The following is an 11,395-nucleotide window of genomic DNA, read 5'->3' on the forward strand; positions in this document are numbered from 1 at the left end:
TCTACGTACCGGCCTTCTAAAATAAGCTGCCCGCTTTTGTTGTAAGATCTGAAGTCGCCATTTTTTTCGCCACCCGTGAGTGTATGTTCTGCTTCTAATTGACCGTTATCATAATAGACGCGGGAAAAACCATTTATTATTCCATCTTTATAGCTTGCTTCGGTTTTTAAAGTACCTTTTTCATAATAAGACCGTGAAATTCCGTTTTGTATATTATTCAAATAATTGATTTCTTCTTTCAGCTTTCCATCCTCATAATATGATTTTACCAATCCTTCAGGGTTGCCGTTTTTGAAAATAGCTACCTGCTTTAATTTACCATTTCCGTAATAAACTTTAACAGTATCCTTTAAAGTATCATTTACATAATGTCCCTCCTGTATAATTGTTCCATTTTTATTGAAAACTTTTACCGGGCCGTTTTTCAGGTCGTCATTGTACCAGGTTTCAGTTCTACCTGTTTCATTAAATTCAATAAACAGGCTGTCTTTTAACCCTTTTTTAAAATAACCGGTAACAGCAATTTTGTGGTCAGGGAAATATTTTTTATATGAACCGTGTATAAAATTGCTGTCATTTTCCAAGATGTAATATTCTTCCTTTAATTGAGTTTGAAGAGAGTCGTGCCAGGTTTGGATTTTAGTTTGGGCATGAGATTGAATTATTTGTAAGTTTGTAATTAATAAGAGGATAAGAATGGTTAAATAGTTGTATGGTAGCATGGTAGCATGGTTGCCTGGATGCATGGTTGCATGATTGCATACAATATACTTAATCATTATAAATATATTTCTACATCTTTTAGCCGTGATGTATAAAAACGATACATTTCATCTAAATAGTCATTAATATTATCTAAAAACTTTTGACGGGCTAAATATCGTCCTAAAACAAGATCAAAATGGTTTATCATAATGATTTTAATAATTTTATAAGTTCTTCAAGAAATTTGAACATTTTTTCAACCTGCTCCGGAAATAAATATTGTGGAAAATATCTGGTTCTGATATAGGCATCATCTACCTCTTTAATAATTATTTTATTTGTTTCACGATAAAATACAAACATTTAAAATAATTTATACATAACGACATAAATTTTGCAGTATTGGTTAATATTGGTTACCCCTTTGTCCAACCTTGCAAAGATAGCAAGTAATTATGAACTTTCAAATTACAGTTACCCCCGCATGTTTTTTTAGCTTGTGTTAGTTGCTTTTAAATTTTTGTTTTCAGGTGGGATTATTCTTTTGGGGTGGTGTAGGCATACTCTTTTGGCATTTTTGGCTTGAGGCTTTGATATTAAGCGAATGCCAAATGTGTATGACTATGAAGGGTTGGCTTGTATTTACAGTCAGTTATTATTTTCTGATACCAGAATAAAAATTATTAATAAAAGTTTGTTTATTAATTTTGTTCTTCATTTCTTTGTATCTTTAATAAATTTCAAGAAAGATTTTCTTCTGATGATCCAAATTAATTCTCAAGTACAAATAAATTCTGATAATTCACTTAACAGAAAGAATACAGAACTTTATCAGAACTATCCTAACCCGTTTGGGGATAATACCAATTTCAGCTATGCTATAGAACAAGCAGGGCAGGTAGAGTTAGTTATCCATTCTTATTTTGGACGATACATCACCACTTTAGTTACTGAACATCAAGATAAGGGCAGTTATTCCATTGAATGGAATACTACTGACATCCCCCCCGGTTTATATTTCTATACTTTAAGAGTTGATGGAATGGAGTGGGTGAAGAAGGCAATTCGTATAAAATAATCTGTTCATTTAAAAACAATAAAAGTTCGAAAGGGCTTTTATTGTTTTCTCCTATGCTACTTTTTTATATCACATAAGAACATGAAAAATAATAAAATAATCAAAAGATTAAGTACAATATTTGCAATATCCACACTAAGTATTAATATTGCTTTTGCTCAATGCTTTATAAATAACATCACAAGTACTAATACCTGTTTTGGGCTTTGTGATGGAACAATTGAAGTTGTTGCTTCAGGAGGGTCGGGTATATATATGTATAGCATTGATGCTGGAGCTACATTTGAAGCATGTAGTTTATTTACTGGTTTATGTTCCGGTACTTATAGTATTGTATTAGATGATTTGAACGGGTGTCAGGACTCACTTAATGTTACAATTACCGGGTGGACTGCTTTGGTTGTTTCAATAGTCTCACTTGACGCTTCGTGTAATGGAGCTTGTGATGGTGCTCTTACAGCAGCAGCAGGTGGTGGCTTTCCGCCCTATTCGTTTCAGTGGAATACGGATCCTGTGCAAACAACTTCAACTGCTACAGGATTATGTGCTGGAACTTATACTGTTACTGTAACTGATCTGAATGGCTGCCAAGCACAGGCTTCCAGCACTATTTCAGAACCCACTCCTCCTATAATTGACAGCGCATCCAGCACAAATGCTACATGTGGATTATGTGATGGTACTGCTACTGTTTTTGCAAGCGGTGGAATACCTCCTTATACCTACTCATGGCAAGATGGGCAAACAACTCAAACAGCTTCCGGATTATGCGCGGGAGCTCCTTTAGTTGTCGTTACCGATGCTAACGGATGTTCAGATTATACTATAGTTCCCGTAAATGAAAATGGCGAGATTATTATAACAAGTTCTACAGATGCATTGTGCAACAATGGATGTGATGGCACAGCTACAGTAAGTTTTACCTGTAGTGATCCTCCATGCGCAATCCTATGGTTTGAAGACTGGTTTTTTAATGGGCAAACAGATACTACTGCAACTGGCTTATGCGCTGGTAATTATAGTGTTAATGTAATCAATTTTTCAGGATGTAATACCTTTGAACAAGTAACAATAAATGAGCCACCAACTCAACTTATTGCTACTATTACAGGAACAAATACAAGCTGTGTTGGAATATGTGACGGCAGCGCTACCGTAACACTTTCGGGCGGTGTCTCACCTTATACATATTTGTGGTCCCCAAGCGGGCAAACAGATACTACTGCAACCGGCTTATGTGCAGGAATACATACTGTAATTGTTACAGATTCCCTTGGTTGTAGCGATACTATGGATGTAATTGTTGGTTCACCGGATACTATTGTATTTAACACTTCGATAATTTATCCTACATGCGGTTTTTGTGATGGACAGGCAATTTCCTGTATTACAGGTGGAACACCGCCTTACACTTATAGCTGGACAACAGGTTCAACAACTTTTTATGAGGATAGCTTATGTGAAGGGACTTATGGTTTAACCGTAACTGACACCAATAATTGTATTGCGTTTGAAAGTGTAACAACGCTACAAATAAGCGTCTCAATATCAGATACTATTTGTGATAATGATAGTATATTATTAGGTGGGGCATATCAGAATACACCGGGAATCTATTATGATACCCTTACAGCAATGAATGGTTGCGACAGTGTAGTTGCTACTACTTTAACGGTATATCCAACTTATGATACAACAGTTTCAGCAGTGATTTGTGAAGGTGATAGCGTACTGTTGCCAGGTGGAGCTTTTGCAGATACTCAGGGAACATATTATGATACTTTATCTACTTCAGATGGTTGCGACAGTGTAATTGCAACTTCCTTAACAGTTAATCTTAATCCAACAGTTGTTATTATTGGAGATACTATTGCTTGCGATAACACCTTATTGGATGAAGGAGTGGGAATACCCGGAGATACTTATTTATGGTCAACCAATGACACGACACAAACCATTGTTGTTAATACAACCGGAATGTATTGGTTAATAGTAACCGATTTAAATGGCTGTCAAGGCTCGGATTCAATTAATGTAATAGTAAATCCAACGTATTTTACTCCTTTGTCAGATACAATATGTGATGGTGATAGCTTGTTGTTAGGCGGAACATATCAAACAACTCCGGGAACGTATTATGATACTTTACCTACTGTAAATAGCTGCGATAGCGTAATTGCAACTACCTTAACAGTTAATCCGCTCCCTGTTATTACCGTAGCACCATCACTGGCTTTTGTTTGTAATTTTGGAGATACCGTAATGTTGGTTTCAAGCGGTGCAGATAGTTATACATGGTCGCCTGCAACAGACTTAAATACTACAACAGGAGATACAGTTTTGGCTTTTCCTTCAACAGATACTACTTATACCGTAACAGGAACAAGTGCATCAGGATGCGTAGATTCAACAACCGTTTCGGTTCAATTAAGCAGTGCTATTCCTGTTGCAATTTTTACTGCAAACACTACAAATTTTTGTGAAGGAAATACTATCACATTTAACAACACATCTACTGATGCAACCGGGTTTAGCTGGTCGTTTCCCAGTGGAACTACAGCGGATACTACGGTGCAAAACCCAATTGTTACTTACAATTCGGCTGGTGTTTTTGATGTTACACTAACAGCGATAGGTTGTTCAACAGATAGTACAATAACTATGGCGGGGTATATTACCGTTAATCAAATTTATACTACTTCTTTATCTGATACAATATGTGATGGTGATAGCTTGTTGTTAGGCGGAGCATATCAAACAACTCCGGGAACGTATTATGATACTTTATCCACTGTAAATGGTTGTGATAGTGTACTTGCAACTACATTAACAGTTAATCCAACGTATAATGTTTCTTCATCAGATACTATATGTGATGGTGATAGCTTATTTATTGGCGGTGCATGGCAAACAACCCCGGGAATTTATTATGATACCAGTACAGTGAATGGTTGTGATAGCATACTTGCAACTACTTTAACAGTTAATCTTACATATTTTACTCCATTGTCAGATACTATATGTAATGGTGATAGCTCATTGATTGGCGGTGCATGGCAAACAGCGCAGGGAACGTATTATGATACTTTACCTACTGTTAATGGTTGTGATAGCGTACTTGCAACTACATTAACAGTTAATCTAACTTATAATGTTTCTTCATCAGATACTATATGCGATGGTGATAGCTTATATATTGGCGGTGCATGGCAAACAGCGCAGGGAACCTATTATGATACTTCAGCTACTGTAAATGGTTGTGATAGCGTAATTGCAACTACATTAACAGTTAATCCAACGTATAATGTTTCTTCATCGGATACTATATGTGCTGGTGATAGTGTATTTATTGGCGGTGCATGGCAAACAACCCCGGGAATTTATTACGATACCAGTACGGTGAATGGCTGTGATAGTATTATTATAACTACCTTAACGGTAAACCAAAATGATACTATTACAGCAGCAAAGAGTATATGCTTTGGTGATAGCATATTTTTAGGGGGCGCTTATCAGACAAATGCAGGTATTTATTACGATACCTATCCGTCAGGTCAAGGTTGCGATAGTGTAGTTATTACAACCTTATCAGTAAACCCATTGCCTCCACCGCCTACAGTAACTATAAATGGCAATCAGTTGGCATCAAGCCCCGCCAACGCTTATCAATGGTATTATTATGATACCCTAATTGTAGGTGCAATATCACAGTTCTATACTGCCACACAAACAGGTTTTTATTCTGTGATGATTGCAGATATTAATGGCTGCTGGTCTGTATCTAACCCGTATTTTGTAACAGTTACATCAATCAATGAGATTGAATTTTTAAATAATTTGAACATATATCCTAACCCAAATACAGGCGAATTAATGATAGAAATGCTTGTCCTGAACGAAGTGAAGGAACTCCAAATTAAATTATTGAATTTAAAGGGTCAAGAGATATACAAAGAAAAACTATATCAGTATTCAGGTTTTTTACAAAAGAAGATTGATTTAATCCTATATCCAAAAGGGGTTTATATCCTGCAAGTGATTACAAATAATGTCGTTGTAAATAAAAAAGTAGTTTTTGAATAGCAACTTTTTCTTTCTCTGTTATTTTCATTGTAAATTCTACGATAGTTTCTATATAAGGAAAAAAACAATGTGCTACAAGGGTAGGCGTGGGGATGGGAAAACAAAAATTTAATTGCAACTAACATATCAATAAATTTATGTGCGGGGTAACCATTTATTAACTGTTTTTAACCTGTTCGTAATTATGCTGTATTAATTAAGTCGTTATGTATAGTTTGCGTGGTTTAAATCTTCTCAATCACAATAGCCGAAGCCCCGCCACCTCCGTTACAAATACCGGTAACGCCAATTTTTCCTCCATTTTTTGCCAATACATTGGTAAGAGTGGTCACTATTCTTGCACCTGAACAACCAAGCGGATGTCCCAAAGAAACTGCTCCTCCAAAAACATTCACCTTTGCAGGATCAAGGTTGAGTTTTTGATTGTTTGCTATCGAAACTACTGCAAAAGCTTCATTGATCTCATAATAATCTACTTCTGCTTGATCTAATCCTGCATTTTTCAGAGCCTTAGGTATAGCTAATGATGGAGTAGTGGTAAACCATTCAGGCGCCTGTGCAGCATCAGCAAAACCAAGTATTTTAGCGATAGGTAACACACCCAACGATTCAGCTTTTTCTTTGCTCATCAATACCAGGGCAGAAGCTCCGTCATTGATTGTAGAAGCATTGGCAGCAGTAACCGTTCCTTCTTTGTCAAAAACCGGTCTTAAGTCGGATATTTTTTCAAAATTTACTTTTTTGAATTCCTCGTCTTCCGATACAATGATCGGATCTTTTTTCTTTTGCGGTATTTCAACCGGAATAATTTCATTTTTAAAATCACCGTTTTTTGTAGCGGCAGCAGACTTTTTGTAAGATTCTATGGCAAACTCATCCTGCATACCACGGGTAATATTCATTTGTTTTGCCGTATTTTCGGCTGCAATGCCCATGTGGTAATTGTTGTAAACATCCCACAATCCGTCCTTTATCAATCCATCAACAAATTGGCCGTGACCCAACTTATACCCGTAACGTGCTTTTTCTACATAATAAGGGACGTTTGACATGCTTTCCATGCCACCTGCAACCACCACATCATTAAATCCTAACATGATGCTTTGTGCACCCAACATGATCGCTTTGGAACCTGACGCACATACTTTATTTACCGTAGTACAGGGTACAGTATTGCTAATACCCGCAAATATGACTGCCTGACGGGCAGGCGCCTGCCCTAAGCCGGCAGATAAAACGTTGCCGAAGTATACTTCCTGTACTTCAGCAGCATCTATACTAACTTTTTCCAGGGCTCCTTTAATAGCAACAGAACCTAATTGTACAGCAGTGAGGCTGGATAAACTCCCCCCAAAGCTGCCTATCGGGGTTCTGACGGCTGAGATGATAAAGACTTCTTTCATTGAAAGCATAGCGGGCATACGTCCAACCGTATGGTCGTAAGATGCACTGCATATTTTATTGGTTGATTTGTTTCGTAAAAATATTAAAAATAAAATTAAATAGCTACTTTTGATAGATAAAAAACTAAATAATTGTTTAAAGCAAGTTTAAATTGTAAATTAAGTTAGTTACAAACAATGAAACATATTACCATACTACTATTGATCTTACTATCATCATTTGCGCAAAGTGCAAAACGAATAGAACAATGTACAGGGTGTAGAGACGAGACATGCCTCGTCTCTACAAAATACGACCATACGGCTGAGCGTATGCCCTCTATGCGCTATGGAAATACCATTGCTGATACAACTTTAGCCAACTTATATTTTTCCAAAGCTGAATCCTTCACTGAAGCTGCCCGGTACGATAGCGCCATTTATTATTATAATATAGCAAGTGAGATATACCTGACTGCTGTACAGGAGGTAAGCAAAAAAGCCCCAAATAATACGCTCATCTGGAAAAAACACTTCTTCTGCCAGGTAAGGATTGCACAGAATTATTACCTGAAAGTACAATACAACAAAGCCATCCTAACACTACAAAAAGTTATTAATACCAGTATTACGCTGTTTGGCAGTGATGATAATAATGTCGTCAATGCATACAATGGATTAGGTATTATTTATTGGCGGATGGGTAAATACAATGAAGCTCTTTCCTATTTTAAGAAGGCATTAAAAATTGCAATTGCGCTGAATGGAAACGAACATATTGCTGTTGCTACAGCTTATAATAACATTGGAGGTATTTATCACGAAAAAGGGGACTATTACTATGCGCTTGGATATTATCAACAATCATTAAAGATCGCGATCAAGGTATATGGTAAAGAGCATCTTGTTATTGCTGTAGGCTATAATAATATTGGACTTATTTACTCCAAGATAGGCGGTTCAGGAGAAAATCGTGACAAATATGACCTGGCTATGGAATATTTAAAGAAGGCATTAAAGATAAGGCTTATGAAGCTTGGTAAAGAGCATCCTCTCGTTGCCAGCAGCTATAATAACATTGCAAGTATTTATTATGACCAGGGCGAATACAGCAAAGCAATGGAATATGACAGCCTTGCCTTATCCATTAGGGTAAAGACCCTGGTTGCTATGCATCCGGAGGTAGCAACAAGCTATACAAACATAGGGGATGTATTCAGAGTTTTAGAAGAATATAACAGTGCGCTTGAATGTCAGTATAAAGCGTTGAAAATTTACAGGGATGTTTTTGGAGGTTATCATCCGGATGTTGGGATGGTTTATCGCAAAATAGCAGTCATTTATACAGCCCAGTCAAAATACGATACAGCATTGTTTTATTTCCAGCAGGCGCTTGGAGCGCTGGTCAAAGAAGTGAAAACAAACTCAATTTATATTAATCCGGAACTAATAGAGGTCCGGATCCCGGGTCAGGCTCCGAAATATAAAGGGGTGAATAGCAACATGGGGTTGTTGTATGTATTGGAATATAGGGCGGAGGCGTTTTACAATAAATGGAAATTGTCACTCCTAACGGGTGACCACCCGAAAGGGTGGGAAAAGGAGAAAGTAAAAAGTAAAAAGTAAAAATATGGAGGCAGTTTTTTCCATTTTAAATAGTAATTGAATTTAGATTTTTCATATTCGTTTTAAATTTATTCGTGTAGTTTAATACTAATAGCTCCGGTAATTATACCGGCAATTATAATCATTAAACCGCCAATAAATACTGCCCGGGGTCAATATTTTTACTTTTTACTTTTTACTTTTTACTTTTTACTTTATCCATGCATTTCTTCCCTGCCAAACTTTTTTAAAAACCTGATGTGGGAGCGGATAGCTCCGAAGAAGGTGGGATTTTCAAAATAAGGTACGTTATATTCATGGGCGGTTTTTTGGACAATCTCTGAAATAGGCCTATAGTGTATATGACAGATTTGCGGAAAAAGGTGATGCTCGATCTGAAAATTCAATCCACCGGTAAAAAAGCTTACAAAAGCGTTATTACGGGCAAAGTCCACAGTGGTATAAAGCTGATGTACTGCCCATGAATTTTTTATCTTACCATCTATATCGGGGCTTGGAAAATGCGATTTTTCTACTATATGTGCCAGCATGAACATGACAGCAAGCGTCAATCCCTCAAAGAAATGCAGCACCAAAAATCCGAGTACAACCTGCCACCAAGACAGGTCTATCATTATTATCGGTATTACCAGAAAAATTGTATAGTATAGCGCTTTGTAAAAAAATAAATTGAAATACTCTATTTTAGGATGGCGTTTGTTATTATAATTGCCGATATCTTTTTGAAAAAATTTCTTATAATCTTTAATAAACACCCATAATAGTGTGGTCAATGTATATAATGAAAATGCATACCAGTGCTGATGACGGTGTATTTTTCTTAACTTTTGGCTTGGGGAAATTCTTAATATAGCTGATTGTTCAATATCTTCGTCATGACCCTCAATATTGGGATAGGTATGATGCGCAATGTTATGTGTAATACTCCATACGTAGGGATTGGCTCCTAAAAAATGAAAAGTGTACCAAAATATATTATTTACGTTTTTATTAGATGAAAAAGCACCATGGATCGCATCATGGCAAACATTCACAGCCGAAAAGGCAGTAAATAAGCCAATAATGATCCATAACGAAAAGATCACCGGTAAGTTAAATTGACCAAAGATGAGCAAAAAGTATGCTGCAATCAGTATTCCTAAATAAAAAATGGCTTTAAATATCATAAAACCATTGGCATGCCTTGATTTCCTGTTGGCAGCAAAATAATCGTCAACGCGTTTTTTTAATGTCGAGAAAAAGTTCGATTTATCAACATTAACAAATTTTATTTTATCAGCCATAATTTTTAATCTATTTATGAAATAATGTTCTTTTGCTGGCAAAGATAAAACTATTTATTTAAAATAATTAAAAAAAGATGGAAATAAATATTTTTTATTGTATCTTTGCCTCGTTAGAAATTAAAGCGCATGGCGCAGAGCGCATGACGTTCTGAGTAACTCGGGACTCTATGCGCTATGCGCTCTGCGCCTTCACTCATGGAAATAGCACTATTTTTAATACTTCATTGGTATTTATCTTTGTTTTTTCAAACCTTGTTTCATCACAGGTATGCAGCACATAAAATGTTTACCATGTCTAAGTTCTGGGAGAAAGTATTTTATATATTATCCTGGATCTTTCAAGGTTCGTCTTATTTAAGTCCGAATACTTACGGTATTTTGCATCGTATGCATCATGCTTATGCCGATACTGAGAAAGACCCGCATTCACCCTCTTACTCTTCAAATATTTTTCAGATGATGTGGAAAACAAAAATCATATATTCTAATTTATTTTATGGCAGAGTAAAAGCGGAGGATCGTTTCACAAAGGATTTACCTGAGTGGTGGTCTTTTGAAAAAATTGCCGATGCATTGCCAATCAGGGTTGCCTGGGGCACATTGTATGTATTATTTTATATTTATTTCATTACTGCTTACGGGATAAATACATATTGGTGGATGTTTTTATTGCTTCCAATTCATTTTGTGATTAGCCCTTTACATGGTGCAGTTATCAATTGGTTTGCCCACGTGATCGGTTATAGAAATTTCAATTTAGCAGACACCTCAAAAAATATATTACCTTTTGATTTCCTGATGTTAGGCGAGGGATACCACAATAATCATCACAAACACAGTGGTAGGGCAAATTTTGGAGTAAGATGGTTTGAGTTTGATCCTGTTTATATGTTTATTAAATTATTTAATTTTTTAGGGATCATTAGGTTACGGATAGCAAATGTTGTAAAAACGGGGCATGTCTCGACTCTACAACAAAACCGTAAAATTTCTTTGCCTGCTATTGCTCTAAAAAACGGCACTCCTTTATCAGAAATTATAGCATGTAATCTGGAAGTATTTACCCAGGTACAAAGAAAGCTTCACCGAAAACTTTCAGAAAAAGTACTCACTGCTTTTCAGGAAGTTAAAGAATTAGGTAATGGTTATGCATTCCGTTTTTCAGATGATGCTTTACTATTACAAAAGATTAATGAATGGATAACATTAGAACAGCTTTGTTGTCCTTTTCTTAA

Annotated in this window: 8 protein-coding genes; 4 read left to right on the plus strand and 4 right to left on the minus strand. The window is 36.2% G+C overall.

Going from position 1 to position 11,395, the window contains the following annotated elements; genetic code table 11:
- Together FVQ77_16235 and FVQ77_16240 are read right to left on the minus strand one after the other, a co-directional pair.
- On the minus strand, positions 1-779 hold a 779-nt coding region (locus FVQ77_16235; protein MBW8051851.1), incomplete at its 3' end, for a toxin-antitoxin system YwqK family antitoxin.
- A gap of 130 nt (positions 780-909) precedes the next feature.
- Positions 910-1,068, minus strand: coding sequence for a HEPN domain-containing protein (locus FVQ77_16240; GenBank protein MBW8051852.1), 159 nt, complete (start codon positions 1,066-1,068; stop codon positions 910-912).
- A gap of 241 nt (positions 1,069-1,309) precedes the next feature.
- Here FVQ77_16240 and FVQ77_16245 point away from each other — a divergent pair, with 241 nt between their 5' ends.
- Both FVQ77_16245 and FVQ77_16250 read left to right on the plus strand, forming a co-directional pair.
- A complete protein-coding gene (locus FVQ77_16245; protein MBW8051853.1) occupies positions 1,310-1,783 on the plus strand; it encodes a T9SS type A sorting domain-containing protein in 474 nt (157 codons plus the stop codon).
- Positions 1,784-1,864: 81 nt separating this feature from the next.
- Positions 1,865-5,866: a T9SS type A sorting domain-containing protein gene (locus FVQ77_16250; GenBank protein MBW8051854.1), complete on the plus strand. Its 4,002-nt coding sequence runs from the start codon at positions 1,865-1,867 to the stop codon at positions 5,864-5,866.
- Between the two features lie 224 nt (positions 5,867-6,090).
- Here FVQ77_16250 and FVQ77_16255 read toward each other — a convergent pair whose 3' ends face one another.
- Positions 6,091-7,269 (minus strand): acetyl-CoA C-acyltransferase, encoded by a 1,179-nt coding sequence (locus tag FVQ77_16255; protein ID MBW8051855.1) that lies wholly within the window; start codon positions 7,267-7,269, stop codon positions 6,091-6,093.
- Between the two features lie 177 nt (positions 7,270-7,446).
- Between FVQ77_16255 and FVQ77_16260 the strand changes: the two genes are divergently transcribed.
- Positions 7,447-8,874, plus strand: a complete 1,428-nt coding sequence (locus FVQ77_16260; protein ID MBW8051856.1) for a tetratricopeptide repeat protein — start codon at positions 7,447-7,449, stop codon at positions 8,872-8,874.
- 194 nt (positions 8,875-9,068) lie between these two features.
- Here FVQ77_16260 and FVQ77_16265 read toward each other — a convergent pair whose 3' ends face one another.
- Positions 9,069-10,157, minus strand: coding sequence for an acyl-CoA desaturase (locus tag FVQ77_16265; GenBank protein ID MBW8051857.1), 1,089 nt, complete (start codon positions 10,155-10,157; stop codon positions 9,069-9,071).
- A 198-nt stretch (positions 10,158-10,355) separates the two neighbouring features.
- Here FVQ77_16265 and FVQ77_16270 point away from each other — a divergent pair.
- On the plus strand, positions 10,356-11,395 hold a 1,040-nt coding region (locus FVQ77_16270), incomplete at its 3' end, for an acyl-CoA desaturase (GenBank protein MBW8051858.1).

It is taken from the genome of Cytophagales bacterium, from assembly GCA_019456305.1.
Lineage (GTDB): Bacteria > Bacteroidota > Bacteroidia > Cytophagales > VRUD01 > VRUD01.